The sequence below is a fragment of the Actinomyces sp. W5033 genome, from assembly GCF_051303165.1.
Genome location: NZ_JBPPGD010000010.1, coordinates 40,825 through 55,384, shown reverse-complemented (window position 1 = coordinate 55,384; position 14,560 = coordinate 40,825). Strand labels below are relative to the sequence as shown.

The following is a 14,560-nucleotide window of genomic DNA, read 5'->3' as shown; positions in this document are numbered from 1 at the left end:
GCATCCGGCGTGTCGCGAGCGGCCCGCCCTCACCCCACCTCCTCGCCTCCCCTGCCCACCTCCTCGGTTTGCGCGCGAACGTACGGCACACGCCCAGGGAGTTCGAGCGCAAACCGAGGAGGTGGGCGGGCCGGGCGGACCTGGCCGGGGCGGAGGGGGGCGCCGTCGGTCGTCGCCGCCCTGCGGCACACTGGCCCCGTGCCCGACCGACCCTCGCCCGCCGCCCCCGGCCTCTCCGCAGACCCGGGCACGCCCAACATCCCGCGCCCACCCACCCGGGACCTGACGGCGCTGCTGGAGTCCATCGGCGCGCGCGACGGCCGCCTCATCCACCTCGAGCGCACCCCCGCCCGCCCTGGGAGGCACGGCAGCTGGCCCGACTGGGCCGACCCGGACCTCGTCGCCACCTACGCCCGCCTCGGGGTTGCCCGCCCGTGGACGCACCAGGAGCTGGCCGCCGAGTCCCTCCACCGCGGCCAGCACACGGTCCTGGCCACCGGCACCGGCTCCGGCAAGTCCCTGGCGGCCTGGCTGCCCGCCCTCTCCGACGTCCTCGCCGCCCAGGGTCCCGACGGCGACGCCACGCGCATCTCCTCCCACGGGCGCCGTCCCACCACCTTGTACCTGTCGCCCACCAAGGCCCTGGCCGCGGACCAGGCCGCCGCCCTGGAGCGGCTCGTCCACGAGCTCGAGGCCCTCCAGCGCGAGGCCGGGGCTCCGCCCGGGTCATGGCGCACCGTCCGCTCGGGCACCTGCGACGGCGACAGCCCTGTGCCCGAGCGTGACTGGGCACGGGCGCACGCCGACGTCGTGCTCACCAACCCCGACTTCCTGCACTTGTCCCTGCTGCCCGGCCACGAGCGGTGGAACCGCTTCCTGCGGTCGCTGCGCTACGTCGTCATCGACGAGTGCCACGCCTACCGAGGTGTCATCGGCGCGCACGTCGCCCTCGTCATCCGTCGCCTGCTGCGGCTCGTGCGGCGGCTGCGACCCGACGGCCCCGGACCCGCAGTGCTGTGCGCCTCCGCGACCGCTGCGGAGCCCGCGCTGACGGCCGCCCGTCTCATCGGGATCGAGGACTGCGACGTCGTGGCCGTCACCGACGACGGCGCCCCCTCCGGCGCGCGGGCCCTGGCCCTGTGGCAGCCGGCCCTGCGCGACCCGTGGGCCGCATGGCAGGACACAGCCCCAGCACGTGCCGCCGAGGCCGGCACCCCCGGGGCAGAACCGTTCCTCAACCGTCCTGGACCGGACTGCGACGACCCGGCTGAGGACCCCTCAGCACGGCGCTCGGCCGTCGTCGAGGCCGCCGAGCTGCTCGTTGACCTCATGAGCGTGGGAGCCCGGGCCCTCGTGTTCGTGCGCTCGCGCCGCAGCGCCGAGGTGGTCGCCGAGCGCGCCCGCCACAGCCTGGGCATGACCCTGCCTGAGCTGGTCCCAGCGGTGCGCGCCTACCGCGGCGGCTACCTGCCAGAGGAGCGGCGTGAGCTCGAGCGCGACCTGCGCAGTGGCGCCCTGCGCGCCCTGGCCACCACCAACGCCCTCGAGCTCGGCATCGACGTCACGGGCCTGGACGCCGTCCTCATCGCCGGCTGGCCCGGCACGCGCGTCTCGCTGGGCCAGCAGGCGGGGCGCGCCGGACGGGCAGGCTCACCCGGGGTGGCCGTGCTCATCGCCTCCGACAACCCTCTCGACAACTATCTCGTCCACCACCCCGAGGACGTCTTCGCCGCCCCCGAGGCCACCGTCTTCGACCCGGCCAACCCCTACGTCCTGGCTCCGCACCTGTGCGCCGCCGCCAGCGAGTCGCCCCTGCGAGCCGAGGACCTGCCCCTGTTCGGGCTCCCGGACGAGTCCTTCCTCGAGGACCTGGCGCAGCGCGGGGCGCTGCGGCGCAGGCCGTCCGGCTGGTTCTGGAACACGAGCCTGCCCGGCCGCGCCCAGGACCTCACGAGCCTGCGGGGTGACGGCCCGCCGGACGTGCCGGTGGTCGAGGCCTCCACCGGCACCGTCATCGGCACAGTGACCGGCACCGCGGCCGACGCCACGGTCCACGAGGGCGCGGTCTACGTCCACCAAGGGCGCAGCTACGTCGTCGAGGCGCTCACCGAGGAGGCGGCGGTGGTCACCGGGCGCCGGGCCGTCGGCTACCGCACGCGGGCCCGCGAGCGCACGAGCGTGCGCATCATCGCCGAGCGCGCCAGGCAGCAGTGGGACCACGGGCTCACCTGGTCCCTGGGCTCCGTGGAGGTCACGAGCCAGGTCGTCGGCTACATGAGGCAGGCCCTGCCCGGGATGGAGGTCATCTCCCAGCACCCGTTGGACATGCCTGAGCACGTCCTGCCGACGGCCGCCGTGTGGTGGACGGTCCCGCCTGAGGTGGCCGAGGCCGCCGGGCTCACCCCCGCCGAGCTGCCGGGGGCGCTGCACGCCGCCGAGCACGCCTCCATCGGGATGCTGCCGCTGCTGGCTACCTGCGACCGCTGGGACATCGGCGGCCTGTCCACAGCCGTGCACCCGCAGACGATGGCGCCCACCGTGTTCGTGCACGACGCCCAGCCAGGTGGCGCGGGCTTCGCCGAGCGCGGGTTCAGGGCAGGGCGCCAGTGGCTGACGGCGACGCTCGCCGTCATCGAGGGCTGTGACTGCGCGGCCGGCTGCCCCTCGTGCGTGCAGTCCCCCAAGTGCGGCAACAACAACGAGCCGCTCGACAAGGCCGGGGCAGTGACCCTGCTGCACCTGCTGCTCGACGCGGCGCCAACCACGACGCCCGACGCGGCACCCAACGCGGCGTCACCCACCGACTGAGGAGATCAGCGGCTGCCCTCACCCCCGGGTGCTGCCGCCTCCACCGGTCCGGCCCGGGCTGCTGCCGTCGCCGTCCGTCCGACGCCCAGCACCCTCAGTCCGACGGCGACGCCCACGGTGACGTCCTCAGCCTCCACCGTGCAGCCGGTGAGCACGGCTCCGTTGGCCTCGGCGACCCTCCCGGCGACTGCGCACGGGTCCCTTGGAGCGGTCACAGACCCCAGGGCTGTCGCCCCGCCCAGTGCCGCCATGTCTGCCGCCAGACGCGCCCTCCCCGCCGCTGCCTGAGCCTGGATGAGGCCGCTGGCGCCGACGGCGAGGACGAGCAGGACGGCGATGAGCGCCAGCGCCATCACCGTGCCCGATCCCTCCTCGGCACCAGGGCGGGCGGCCCACGGCAGACGGGACCGCGTGACCCACGGCAGGCGGGACCGGGCGGCCCGAGGCGGTCTGCCGTCGTCGGGCGCCCGGCCTGCTCCCGCGCTCACGGCACACCCGGCTCGGTCCAGGCGCAGGCACGGCTGCGCGCCCTCAGCCCCGCGGCGCCCAGGGGCCCGGGCACGGCACGGCTGGCGCTCACGCACGTGAGCCCGCCCTCGCGGGAGACACTCAGCTCGACCCCGCTCGCCGCACGGGACGCGGGACCGGCCAGCTCGCTCTCGCCGATGGCGGCGGCCCGTGCAGCCACGCGGGCCGCGTCGGCCACACGCAGCTGGGTGACGCCGGCACCCACGCCGGAGAGCACGAGAAGCAGCACGAGGGCGACAGCCGGCATGGTCACGGCAGTCTCCGCCGTGACCATGCCGCGCTCGCCGCCGCGCGGCGGTTGCCGTGGCTCCCGCCCGTCCTGCTCGCGCCGCGCCCGTGGGATGTCCCAGGCCCGGCGCACGGCTCAACCGATCGACAGGGCCGACTCGATGAGGCTCTGGATGAGCCCACCGATGGAGCCGGAACGGATGACGGCAAGCAGCAGGCCTGCGAATGCCGCTGCCGCGAGCGTGCCGATGGCGTACTCGGCGGTGGCCATGCCGGCCTCTCCGCCGGGGTCGCCGGTGCCGTCCGGCGCGAGCCGGGCGGGGCGGCGCCCGGGCCGGCCCTCGGTGGTCAGGCGGTCGGGGATGCCTCCCGCCCCGGGGTGGGCCAAGAGCCATGAGGCGTGCACGGCCTCCAGGAAGCGGCGCGCGTGGGTGGTGGGCATGTCTCCTCCTTGGGGTGAGTGACCGCGGCCCCGTCCGTCACGGCGGGCCGGGTCCTGCGTCCGCGAGCGTCCTGCCCGCATGGCAAGACTGACTCGGCCCCGGCCCGGCGCGCACCGGTCCCCTCCCTGCCTGTGGACAGGGATGCCGTGGCAGGCACCTGTGTGGCCCGGCCCGGCGGCTCAGGAGGGAAACGGCCGCCGGGGTGGGTGTGTGGCCCGGCCGCGGCGGCGCGCAAGGGTGCTCAGGGGTGGCCGACGGCGGGGCGCCGGTAGATGAGGTCGCGGTCCTCGTGGGTGCCGACGAGGAAAACGTGGTCGCCGACCTCCTCGAAGCCGAAGCGCTGGTAGAAGCGCTGGGCGCCGACATTGTTCTCCCACACTCCCAGCCACAGGGTGCGAGGGCCTTCGGCGAGAAGCCACTGCATCGCCGCGCTCATGAGGGCGGCGCCGCGGCCACCTCCCTGGTGGGTACGACGCAGGTAGAGGCGCTTGATCTCGCCGTCGCCGGGTCGTACCTGCTCGTGCTCGAGGTCACAGGGGCCGGCAAGCACATAACCGACAGCCGTGCTGACGCCCTCCTCAGTGTCCTCGCACAGCAGGAACAGGTTGGCGGGGTCGTCGAGGAGAGCGCAGAGGGCGGCGTCGGAGTAGGTCCCGGCGAGGAAGGACTTCAGGTCCTCGGGGTCGTAGAGGTGGGCGAAGGTCTGGCAGAAGGTCTCGATGGACAGGTCCCGGAGCACCGGCAGGTCATCACGGGTGGCTGGGCGAATCCTCACGGAGGCATTGTGCTTCACCCGCTCAGTCCTCGAGCAGGGCTCGAATCTCCTCAGCCGTGAGCGCGGCGCGTGCCGGCGCCTCACCCCCCTCGATGACGCGGGAGAAGAGGTCCGCCTTCTTCTCCTTGAGCGCCATGACCTTCTCCTCGATGGTGCCCGCGCAGACGAGCCGGTAGACGAGCACCGGCCGGTCCTGGCCGATGCGGTGCGCGCGATCGACCGCCTGCGCCTCCACCTGCGGGTTCCACCACGGGTCGAGCAGAAAGACGTAGTCGGCCTCGGTCAGCGTCAGGCCGAAGCCCCCGGCCTTGAGCGAGACGAGGAAGACGTCGCCCTCACCCTCCCGGAACCGGGAGATGACGCCGTCACGGTCCGGGGTGGAGCCGTCCAGGTAGAGCACGCGCAGGCCGGCTCTGTCCAGGACCTCCTGGACGCCACGCAGGTAGCGTGTGAACTGGCTGAAGACGAGGGCCTTGTGGCCCTCGGCGATGACCGGTTTCAGGGTCTGGAGCAGCAGCTCGGCCTTCGCCGCGGGCCGGCGTCCGCGCCCGCAGGCGCCGGCGTCCTCGCCGTCCGCGTCCTGCCCGTGCGGCTCCACGAGCCCGGGGTCGAGCGCCATCTGGCGCAGGATGGTCAGCGAGCGCAGAGCGCAGAAGCGCGCCTGGGCGGAGTCGTCCTCGAGCAGCCCCATGACCTTCTGGCGCTCACGGATGAGCCTGAGCTCGTAGGCGCGCCGGTGCGCGGGGCTGAGCTCGACGCTCATCACCTGCTCGGTCTTGACCGGCAGGTCCACGGCCACCTGCTCCTTGGTGCGGCGCAGCATGAAGGGGCCGACACGACGGCGCAGCTCCGCCAGCCGCCGGGCACCCGCCTCTCCCCCGCGCTCGATGCGGCGCCGGTAGAGCTCGTTGAAGCGCTCGGGCCCTGGCAGCAGCCCGGGGGCGCTGACGCTCAGCAGGCTCCACAGGTCCATGAGGGAGTTCTCCAGCGGCGTGCCGGTGACCGCCAGGGCGCAGGGGCTGCGCAGACGCCGCACCGCCCGGTAGGTGGCGGAGGCGTGGTTCTTGATGAACTGGGCCTCGTCGAGCACCACCCAGGACCAGGCGGCTGCGGCCCACGCCTCCTCGTCCAGGCGCACGATCGTGTAGCTGGTGACGACGAGGTCCGCGCCGTCGGCCTCCTGCTCGAGGGTGGTGCCACGCGCGGCACGGGTGCGGGTGACGGCACGGACGTCCAGGTCCGGGCAGAAGCGCCGGGCCTGTTCCACCCAGGCGCCGACGACGCTCGTGGGCGCGACGACGAGCACCGGTGGGCGGCAGCCCTCCGCCTCCTCGACCATGTGCTGGACCTCGGCAAGGATCTGCACGGTCTTGCCCAGCCCCATGTCGTCCGCGAGCACGCCGCCCAGGCCCGTGCGCCTGAGCAGGTGCAGCCAGCGGTAGCCCTCGAGCTGGTAGGGGCGCAGGCTCGCGCGCAGGCCCGCGGGCACAGGGGCGTCCAGGGCCTGGACGCTGTGCGACGTCGAGGAGGCACCGCCGGGTCGCCCGGTGGCGCCGGCCTGCTCCTGCGCCACCGCCAGCAGGCCCTCGACGCTCTGGCGCCAGCGCCGTGCGGTCTCACCCACAACCCCCATCTCCACCAGCTGGGCGTAGTACCCCGCCTGGTAGGGGGTGATGCGCATGGTCCCCGGCTCCGCGGCGCGCGGCTCGGCCAGCTCACGCCCCTGTTCCATGAGGGCCGCGAGCCGCTGGACCTCGGGGCGGTCCACCTCGACCCAGGCGCCGGAGTCGAGCAGGACCTCCTTGTCCCCGTTCGCCACGGCGGCGATGAGGCGCTCGATGGGCACCTGGTCCTCGCCGACGTGCACGCGCACGCGCAGGGAGAACCAGTCCGGCCGGTCCTCCTCCTCGCTCACCTGCGTCGAGATGACGAGCTCGCCCTCGGCGGCGCGGTAGTTGGGGACCTCGCCGAGGACCTCGGTCTCCAGGTCGTCAAGCCCCTGGAGCACCGGCAGGCTGCGGACCATGAAGCGGGCGGTGTCGATACCGCTCATGCGCCTGCTGTGCCACAGCACGCCGTGCTCGGCCGCCAGGGGGATGAGCACGGACAGTGCCTGGCGGGCTGCTCGCCGCTCCGCGGGCAGGTCCCGCGGGACCGGGCGGCTGACCTCACGGGCAGGAGCCCGGGCGGGCTCCTCGGCCTTCCCGTTGACCGTGCCCTGGCGGGCCGGGCGCTCGCGCCCGCCGGCCACGGCGTGGTCCCCCTCGGCGCTGAGGTCGCCCAGCAGGACCTCGCGGCGCAGCTCGCCGCCGGGGGTGAGGTAGCGCATGAGCCAGTCGGTGCGGGACCGGTGGGTGGCGCCGTCAACCGTCACCCGCAGGACCGCTGTCACGACGGTGGGCTCGGGCACCGCCACGCCCTCGCCCACCCGGATCACGGGCACGGCGCGCATGAGCCGCTCCAGGTGCTCGGCCTCGAAGCGGGGCACGTCCGCCTCGGGCACGACGACGCGGCGCCCGCGGTCCGCGAGCACGCGGGCCAGCACCTCGTCCGGGGCGGGCTCGACCGGCATGAGGATGAGCCTGTCCGGGGTGGTCGCGGCGAAGGCGTGGACCGGCTGCCCGACCGGCTCGGGGGCGCAGCCGTCGGCCACGAGGGCCTGCCCCAGCCCCTCGACCCGGCTGGTGTCGATCTCGGGCAGGATGACGAGGCAGCCGTCCTCCTGGCGCTCGATGCCCAGCCCCACCCGCAGCCCGGGCTGGATGACGACCGGCAGGCCGCCCCGCTGCGCGGTGGTGAGGGCCAGGCCCGCGGCGACGGCACGGCGCAGGGCGTCCCAGACGCGAGGCGGGACGTCGTCGAGGCTCACCCGGTCGTCGTCGTAGTAGAACCCGGAGGGGCACATGCGGCCGATCTCCTGGACCGGCTCCAGCACCTCGGGCGCGACCTCGTGCCTCAGCCCTCCCCCGAGCACCGCGCTCCAGGCGGCGCCGCGCTTGTTCCAGCCCTGCCTGCCCTCGATCAGTGGCAGGAGGGTCAGCCCGTGGCTCCACCCGCGCGGGTCCTCACACACCTCCAGCGCCAGGGACCGGCACGGGCGCTCACTGACGTGCAGGAGCTCATCGAGCTGTGCCTGCCAGCTCCCGGCCGTCACCTGGGCCAGGGCCTGGGCGCGTGCGGCGAGCAGGAGGGCCACCGTGTGCTTGCAGCTGGTGCGCACAGGGCAGGAGCAGGACCCGCCCCACGTGGGGCGCCCGCCGCGGCCCGTGGCGTGCAGCATCGTCTGGTAGGTGCGTGCGCTACCGCGGACCTGGGCCATGAGGATGTCCCCTCCGGCGGAGACGGACACGCTCATCACCCGCCCCTCGTCGGCGTAACGGCGCCCACGCAGGAAGACCTGAGCACCGGCCCAGGTGATGACCTGCTCGTCGCTCACGCGGGCCGGCCAGTCCTCCTCGGTGATCTCGCGCGCCACGGGACCAGGGTACGAGGGGCCACCGACAGGTGTCCGACGGCGAGGACGTCCCCGTTCACGCCCCGTCGGTGGGCGCGGCTCCCGGCGGGAGCCGCTGCGGGCTGAGCGGTGCGCCCCAAGCCGCCCCGCCGTCGTCGGCCGCGGGCCACAATGGCCCCATGGTGACCCTCATGCCCTACCTGCCCTCCGCCGAGCCACTGACCCGCTTGGCGGACGGCACGGTCAAGCAGATCAGCCCCTTCACGGGGACCGAGGTGTGGACCGTGCCGGGGCGAGGCAACCGGCCGCTCGCCCAGCCCGCCACCGAGGTCCACGCCCTCGAGCCCCACGAGCACACGAGCAGCTGCGCCTTCTGCTGCGAGCGCTACCTGGAGACGCCACCGGAGAAGGCGCGCGTCGTGGCCCGTGCGGACGGCTCCTTCGAGCGGCTCGACGCCCTGCCCGCCTCGGCACTGTTCGAGACGGTGGCGGCCTTCCGCCGGGTGCCGAACCTCTTCGAGATCCTGTCCTTCGACTACTGGCGGGCCAACCACGGCTACGAGCTGCCTGACACGGCCCGCGAGCGCATGGAGGCCTACCTGGCGGAGCCGGCCGGGCAGGCGCACGTGAGCCGGGTGGCGCGCACCAAGCTGCGCGCCTCGGGGCAGGACCCCGCCCGCTGGGAGGCGATGAGCGCGGCCGAGCAGCGTGCCTACGCCGCCTCCTTCTTCGCCTCGGGCCACGACGTCATCATCGCCCGGCGCCACTACACGGACGACGCCGTCGACTCCTCGTGCCTGGCGAGCTCGGGCACGCTCAGCGTGGCGGAGCACCGGGCGTACACGCGCCTGGCCGTGCAGTCGGCGCAGAGCCTGTACGAGGCCAACCGGTGGGTGCGCTACGTGGCGGTCTTCCAGAACTGGCTGCGGCCGGCGGGAGCGTCCTTCGACCACCTGCACAAGCAGCTCGTGGGGATCGACGAGCGCGGTGTCTCCACCCAGCTCGAGCTGCAGCGGGTGCGGGCGAACCCCAACATCTACAACGAGATGGGGGTGGACTACGCGGCTTACAACGGGCTGCTGGTCGCCTCGAACGAGCACGCGGTGGCCTTCGCCGGCTTCGGCCACCGATACCCGACGCTGGAGGTGTACTCGACGTCGCCGGTGTGCGAGCCGTGGCTCATGAGCCGCGAGGAGGTCGACGCCGTCTCCGACCTGCTGCACGCCCTGCACGCGGCGACGGGCGCCGAGGTGCCCTGCAACGAGGAGTGGCACCACCGGCCCATCGACGTCGACCAGTCGATGCCGTGGCACGTGACGCTCAAGTGGCGGGTGTCCACGCTGGCTGGCTTCGAGGGCGGCACGAAGATCTACCTCAACACCATTGACCCGTGGAGCCTGCGCGAGCGCGTGGTCGAGCGGCTGGAGGACCTGCGCGCGGACCGGCTCATCGCCCCGATGGCGGTGGGTGAGGAGTGCCCGACGACGCCTAACCGGCTGCTGTACAACCCGGTCCTCACGCGCTGAGGCCGGCTCACAGGCCCAGGGCGCTGCGCTCCTCGGGGCCGACCCAGCCGGGGCGGTCCTCCAGCGCCCGGAACCAGCGGGCGAGGGCGGGCCAGAAGGACAGCGAGGGCGCGTCCCCGCCCGGCATCTGCTGGCGGCCGCCGTAGGCGTAGGACTGGAGCGTGACGAACAGGCGGATGTCGCTGCCCGTGGGCTCGTTGCCGCACAGGTACTGGCCGACGGCGACGACGGCGGACAGCGGCGGCGCGTCCTGGATCGTCAGCCCGGCCTCCCGCGAGGCCTCCATGCGGGTGGCCCGGGCCAGGACGGTGTCGATGACGTCGAGAGCGACGAGCAGCTCCTCGGCAGCGGCCTCGGCCTCCTCCTCGTCCTGGGAGTGGGTCGCGGTGTTGTAGGCCTCGTTGACGTGCTCGCCGACCCAGGCGTCCCAGGCGTCTGTGGAGTTGCGGCGGTCCAGGGGGTACAGGTCCGGCGCGCCGACCGCGTGCAGGTCCCACCAGGCGGTGGCGAGGTCGAAGAGCAGGTCGCCGGAGTCGTCGCAGACCACCTCCCCGGTGGTGGTGTCAACCAGCGCGGGGATGGTCAGCGGGTCCTTGTGCCCGGGGGTGGCCGCGTAGACCTCGGCAAGCGAGCGCACCCCGAGGGCGGTGTCGGTGCCGGGCTCCCCGCTGGTGTCCGTCAGCTCCCAGTAGCCGTCCTCGCCGCGCCCGTAGCACCAGGAGACGGGCAGGGCCTCGGTCAGGCCCAGCAGGCGGCGGGCGATGAGCACCCGGCGGCACCAGGGGCAGGAGCCGGAGGCGACGAGCCGGTAACGACCGGGTTCGGGGCTGAGGTCCCCGGTGGTGAAGCGGTGCGAGGTGGCGATGGCCATCGTGTCCTCCAGGACTCGGCGGTGTCGCGGGGCCCCGGCGGGGCACGTGTCCATAGTGGGGCCTGGACCGCAACTTCGCCACGCGTTTTACGTCGGGCGGAAAGCTGGCAGCCAGTGCGGGCTGCCGCGCACGTGGACGCGCGGCCCGGATCGCAGCATGGCAGGAGGTCAGCTGAGACGGGGCCCTCCTCGCTCTCACAGTCCGAGGAAGCGGGTGACCTCCTCGTGCCCCGGGCGCTCGCGCAGCCCCTCCATCGTGCCCAGGGCGAGCAGGCGTCCTGCCACCATGACGCCCACACGGTCCGCGACGGCCTCGGCCTCGGCGTGGTCGTGCGTGACGTACAGGGCGGTCATGCCCTGGGCCCGCAGGATGCTCGCCAGGTCCTGGGACAGGGACTCACGCAGCGCCCGGTCCAGGGCGGACAGCGGCTCGTCCAGCAGCAGCAGGCGCGGTCTGGGGGCGAGGGAGCGGGCGAGCGCCACACGCTGGGCCTGACCGCCTGACAGGGTGGTCACGGCGCGGTGCCCGTAACCGGGCAGGCCAACGAGCTCGAGGACCTCGGACACCCGCGCCTCACGCTCGGTGCGCGGCAGGTCTGCCAGCCCGTAGGCGATGTTGCCGGCCACGTCCCTGAAGGGGAAGAGCTGGCCGTCCTGGAAGACCATCCCAAACCCACGCTTGTGGACGGGGGTGCCAATGACGTCGCGCCCCGCCCAGCGGACGGTGCCGCCGGCCACCGGCTCGAGCCCGGCGACAGCACGCAGCAGGGAGGACTTGCCGCACCCCGAGGGGCCGAGCAGGGCGAGCACCTCGCCGTCGCCGATGGTCAGGCTCACGCGGTCAACGGCAGTGACACGCGCGCTGCGACGCGTGCCGCTGCTCGTGGCCGGGTAGACGACGCTGAGGTCTGCGACCTCGAGGGCGGCGCTCATGGGGTCTCCTGTGCTGCTGGGGCCTGCGGTCTCGCTGGGGCCTGCGGTCCTGCGTCCTTCGCGCTCGTCTCGCGCGAGGTCGGCGCTTGGGGAGCGAGACCGGTCCCCAGAGCGGCGACCTCAGCGCCTAAGCCCCGAACTCGCGCGAGCGGGCGGGGCGGGCGCAGCAGGCGGGGCGGACGGAGCAGGTGGGTCGGGCGCAGGCGCGCCGTCTGGGCCCACTCGCAGGCGAGCATGAGCGCTGCCGTGCCCGCCGCCAGGATGACGCCCGCCGCCAGGCCCATCCCCTGGTTCTGGGCGCCTGGTGCGCCAATGAGCCGGTAGAGGACCACCGGCAGGGTCTGGGTCGCGGGCCGCACGAGGAAGGACGTGGCTCCGAACTCGCCCATGCTCGTGGCCAGGGCAAAGCCTGCGGCCAGGCCCCCGGCGCGCAGCAGGTGGGGGCCGTCCACACTGGCGAGCACGCGCCCCGGCCCAGCCCCCAGCATGGCCGCCGCCTCACGCTGGTGCGGGTCGATCGCCCGCAACGCCGGAAGGAGGGTGCGCACCACGAGCGGCACGGCGACGACGGCCTGGGCCAGCGGCAGCACCCACCAGGAGCGGGTGAGCGCCAGGGGCGGGCGCGTGAGGGTGATGAGGAAGCCAAAGCCCACGGTCACGGCGCTGACGCCCAGCGGCAGCATGAAGGCCGAGTCGAGCAGGATGACGCCGCGACGCAGCCAGGCCGAGCGGGGGCGGCGCGAGACGACGAGCGCCACGGACGTCCCCACGGTCAGGGCGATGACGGCGGCGACGAGGGCCACCCGCACGGAGGTGGCGGCCGCCTCCCAGACGGTGACGGTCAGGGCGTTGCGCCCACCGGTGGTACCCAGGTCCGTGTAGTTCGCCAGCGTCCAGCGTCCGGCGCGCCTGAGGGAGCGGGCGAGCAGCACCACCATGGGACCGACGAGCAGCCCGAGGACGACCGCGAGGGTGAGCAGCAGGGACGGGACGTCACCGCGGCGCAGGGGCGTGGCCGGCACGTCCAGGTGCAGGCGCAGCGCGGCCTCGTGGGCGGCACGGGCACGCTCACTCACCCACAGGCAGGCGGCGATGACGAGCAGCTGCAGGACGCTGAGCACCGCGGCGGCCCGCAGGTCGAGGTACTGGGCGGTGAGCACGTAGACCTCGGTCTCGATGGTGCCGATGCCCGGACCACCGAGGACGAGAACCACACCGTAGGCCGTCGCGCAGAACAGGAAGGTCAGTGAGGCGGCGGAGGCGACGGCTGGCGCCAGGCTCGGCAGCGTCACCGTGAGGAAGGCCCGCCACGGGGAGGCACCGAGGGTGCGTGCCGCCTCGACGGCACGCGGGTCGAGGCGCGACCACATGGTGCCGACGGTGCGCACCACGAGCCCGTAGTTGAAGAAGGCGAGGGCGGCGACGACCGTGACGACAGACCCGTCCAGGGCGCCCCCGAACCAGCCTCCCAAGGGGCCACCGGTGGTGACCAGGGCGTGGAAGGCGACGCCGACGACGACGCTGGGCAGCACGAAGGGCACCGTGACGAGCGTGCGCAGCAGATCCCGCCCGGGGAAGCGGCGCCGGTAGAGCACGAGCGCTCCGGGCACCCCCAGCACGACGCACAGCACGGTGGCGGCACTGGCCTGCAGGAGGGTCTGGCGGATGACCCGCCACGTGCGCTCGCGGGCAAGGACCTCGCCGAAGCCGCTGAGGTCGAGCACGCCGTCGGGCGCCAGGCCGCGGGAGACGAGGGTGGCGACGGGCCAGGCGAAGAGGACGCCGAGGAAGGCGAGCGGCAGGCCGACGGCGAGCGCCCAGCCCGCGCGCTCGCCCGCCGTCGTCCCCGGTCCCCTCACCCGCCCGGCCCGTCGGGTGCTCACGCGCCGACGGCCTCGGTCCAGGCGGCGAGCCAGGCCTCACGGTGCGCACTGATCTGCGCCGGGGCCACGACGACGGGGTCCGGGCTCACCGCGCCGAAGGCCGTCATCTGCTCGCTGAGGGCGGCCTGGCTGTTGACGGGGTACATGTACATGTTGTCGGGGATGGACTCCTGGACCTCGACGGACAGCATCCACTCGATGAAGGCCACGCCGCCCTCGGGGTTGGCAGCCCCGGCGAGCACGCCCGCGTACTCGACCTGGCGGGTGGCGGTGGCCAGGACGGAGGCGGTGGATGAGGTCTTGCCGTCCTCGCTGACGGTGGCCGCCGGGGAGGAGGAGTAGGACACGACGATGGGGTAGGCGCCGCCCTCGCCGCTGCCGGAGAAGTCCGTGTAGTAGGCGTCGCTCCAGCCCTCGTCGATCTTGGCGCCGTTGGCCACCAGGTCCTTCCAGTACTGCTGCCAGGCGTCCTCGCCGAAGTGGCCGATGGTTGCGATGAGGAAGGCGAGGCCCGTGGAGGAGGTGGTGGGGTTGATGAGCACGCTGAGGTTCTTGTACTCGGGCCTGGTGAGGTCCTCGAAGGTGGTGGGCTCAGCCAGACCGTGCGCCTGGAACCAGGCGGTGTCCGTGTTGAGGCAGACCTCACCGAAGTCGATGGGCACAAGGGCGCGGGAGCCCTCGACGAGGTACTGCTCGACGTCAGCCCCGGCGGGCAGGGTGACCTTGGCGCCGGTGTCGATGACGCCCTCGTCCAGGGCGCGGGAGGCGAAGGTGTTGTCGATGCCGAAGACCGCGTCGCCCAGGGGGGCGTCCTTGGTGAGGACGAGCTTGTTGACCAGCTCGCCGGCGTCACCGGCGGGCACGAGCTCGAGGGTGAGTCCCGTGCGGGACTCGAAGGCGGCGATGAACTCCTCGGGCACGTGGAAGGAGTCGTGGGTGAGGACGGTGACGGTGCGCCCCGCGGACGAGGCGCCGGAACCTGCCCCACCGGTGGAGCCGCACGCGGCGAGGGTGAGGCCGACTGCCCCCAGGGCTGCCCCGGTCAGCAGGGCACGGCGGGTGACGCGGTGGTTCGGGAGGATGGTCATGGTGGTCTCCTGGATGGGTGTCA

General features: G+C 73.8%; 11 protein-coding genes. 2 read left to right on the top strand and 9 right to left on the bottom strand.

What is annotated here, in order from left to right; translation table 11 throughout:
- Positions 1 to 258: 258 nt before the first annotated feature.
- Positions 259 to 2,808 (top strand): DEAD/DEAH box helicase, encoded by a 2,550-nt coding sequence (locus ACSJJR_RS08080; RefSeq protein ID WP_435943039.1) that lies wholly within the window; start codon positions 259 to 261, stop codon positions 2,806 to 2,808.
- Between the two features lie 5 nt (positions 2,809 to 2,813).
- On the opposite strand, the gene ACSJJR_RS08075 is transcribed toward ACSJJR_RS08080, so the two are convergent.
- From ACSJJR_RS08075 to ACSJJR_RS08055, 5 genes are all read right to left on the bottom strand, one after another.
- A complete protein-coding gene (locus ACSJJR_RS08075) occupies positions 2,814 to 3,209 on the bottom strand; it encodes an Rv3654c family TadE-like protein (protein ID WP_435943038.1) in 396 nt (131 codons plus the stop codon).
- Positions 3,210 to 3,292: 83 nt separating this feature from the next.
- A complete protein-coding gene (locus ACSJJR_RS08070) occupies positions 3,293 to 3,589 on the bottom strand; it encodes a TadE family type IV pilus minor pilin (RefSeq protein ID WP_435942985.1) in 297 nt (98 codons plus the stop codon).
- 111 nt (positions 3,590 to 3,700) lie between these two features.
- A complete protein-coding gene (locus ACSJJR_RS08065) occupies positions 3,701 to 4,006 on the bottom strand; it encodes a DUF4244 domain-containing protein (RefSeq protein WP_435942984.1) in 306 nt (101 codons plus the stop codon).
- A 242-nt stretch (positions 4,007 to 4,248) separates the two neighbouring features.
- Positions 4,249 to 4,782 carry a GNAT family N-acetyltransferase gene (locus tag ACSJJR_RS08060; protein WP_435942983.1) on the bottom strand — a complete coding sequence of 178 codons (534 nt, stop codon included), beginning with the start codon at positions 4,780 to 4,782 and terminating at the stop codon, positions 4,249 to 4,251.
- 22 nt (positions 4,783 to 4,804) lie between these two features.
- On the bottom strand, positions 4,805 to 8,257 hold the full coding sequence (locus ACSJJR_RS08055) for an SNF2-related protein (protein ID WP_435942982.1): 3,453 nt from the start codon (positions 8,255 to 8,257) through the stop codon (positions 4,805 to 4,807).
- A gap of 158 nt (positions 8,258 to 8,415) precedes the next feature.
- On the opposite strand from ACSJJR_RS08055, the gene ACSJJR_RS08050 reads away from it, so the two are divergent.
- Complete coding sequence (locus ACSJJR_RS08050) at positions 8,416 to 9,762, top strand: DUF4921 family protein (RefSeq protein ID WP_435942981.1); 1,347 nt, start codon at positions 8,416 to 8,418, stop codon at positions 9,760 to 9,762.
- A 7-nt stretch (positions 9,763 to 9,769) separates the two neighbouring features.
- Here ACSJJR_RS08050 and ACSJJR_RS08045 read toward each other — a convergent pair whose 3' ends face one another.
- From ACSJJR_RS08045 to ACSJJR_RS08030, 4 genes are all read right to left on the bottom strand, one after another.
- Positions 9,770 to 10,633, bottom strand: a complete 864-nt coding sequence (locus ACSJJR_RS08045) for a glutathione S-transferase C-terminal domain-containing protein (protein WP_435942980.1) — start codon at positions 10,631 to 10,633, stop codon at positions 9,770 to 9,772.
- Between the two features lie 195 nt (positions 10,634 to 10,828).
- The gene (locus tag ACSJJR_RS08040) at positions 10,829 to 11,566 is read right to left on the bottom strand and encodes an ABC transporter ATP-binding protein (protein ID WP_435942979.1); all 738 of its coding nucleotides are present in this window, start codon (positions 11,564 to 11,566) and stop codon (positions 10,829 to 10,831) included.
- Positions 11,563 to 13,449 carry an ABC transporter permease gene (locus ACSJJR_RS08035; protein WP_435942978.1) on the bottom strand — a complete coding sequence of 629 codons (1,887 nt, stop codon included), beginning with the start codon at positions 13,447 to 13,449 and terminating at the stop codon, positions 11,563 to 11,565. Before ACSJJR_RS08035 ends, ACSJJR_RS08040 begins: the two co-directional genes overlap by 4 nt.
- On the bottom strand, positions 13,446 to 14,537 hold the full coding sequence (locus ACSJJR_RS08030; RefSeq protein ID WP_435942977.1) for a thiamine ABC transporter substrate-binding protein: 1,092 nt from the start codon (positions 14,535 to 14,537) through the stop codon (positions 13,446 to 13,448). The genes ACSJJR_RS08035 and ACSJJR_RS08030 overlap by 4 nt, the downstream gene beginning before the upstream one ends.
- Positions 14,538 to 14,560: the final 23 nt, after the last annotated feature.

Bases quoted from the DNA above. Each gene is read 5' to 3' on its own strand.
- ACSJJR_RS08065 (WP_435942984.1), bottom strand. From the start codon at position 4,006: ATGCCCACCACCCACGCGCGCCGCTTCCTGGAGGCCGTGCACGCCTCA.
- ACSJJR_RS08050 (WP_435942981.1), top strand. From the start codon at position 8,416: ATGGTGACCCTCATGCCCTACCTGCCCTCCGCCGAGCCACTGACCCGC.
- ACSJJR_RS08045 (WP_435942980.1), bottom strand. From the start codon at position 10,633: ATGGCCATCGCCACCTCGCACCGCTTCACCACCGGGGACCTCAGCCCC.
- ACSJJR_RS08040 (WP_435942979.1), bottom strand. From the start codon at position 11,566: ATGAGCGCCGCCCTCGAGGTCGCAGACCTCAGCGTCGTCTACCCGGCC.
- ACSJJR_RS08030 (WP_435942977.1), bottom strand. From the start codon at position 14,537: ATGACCATCCTCCCGAACCACCGCGTCACCCGCCGTGCCCTGCTGACC.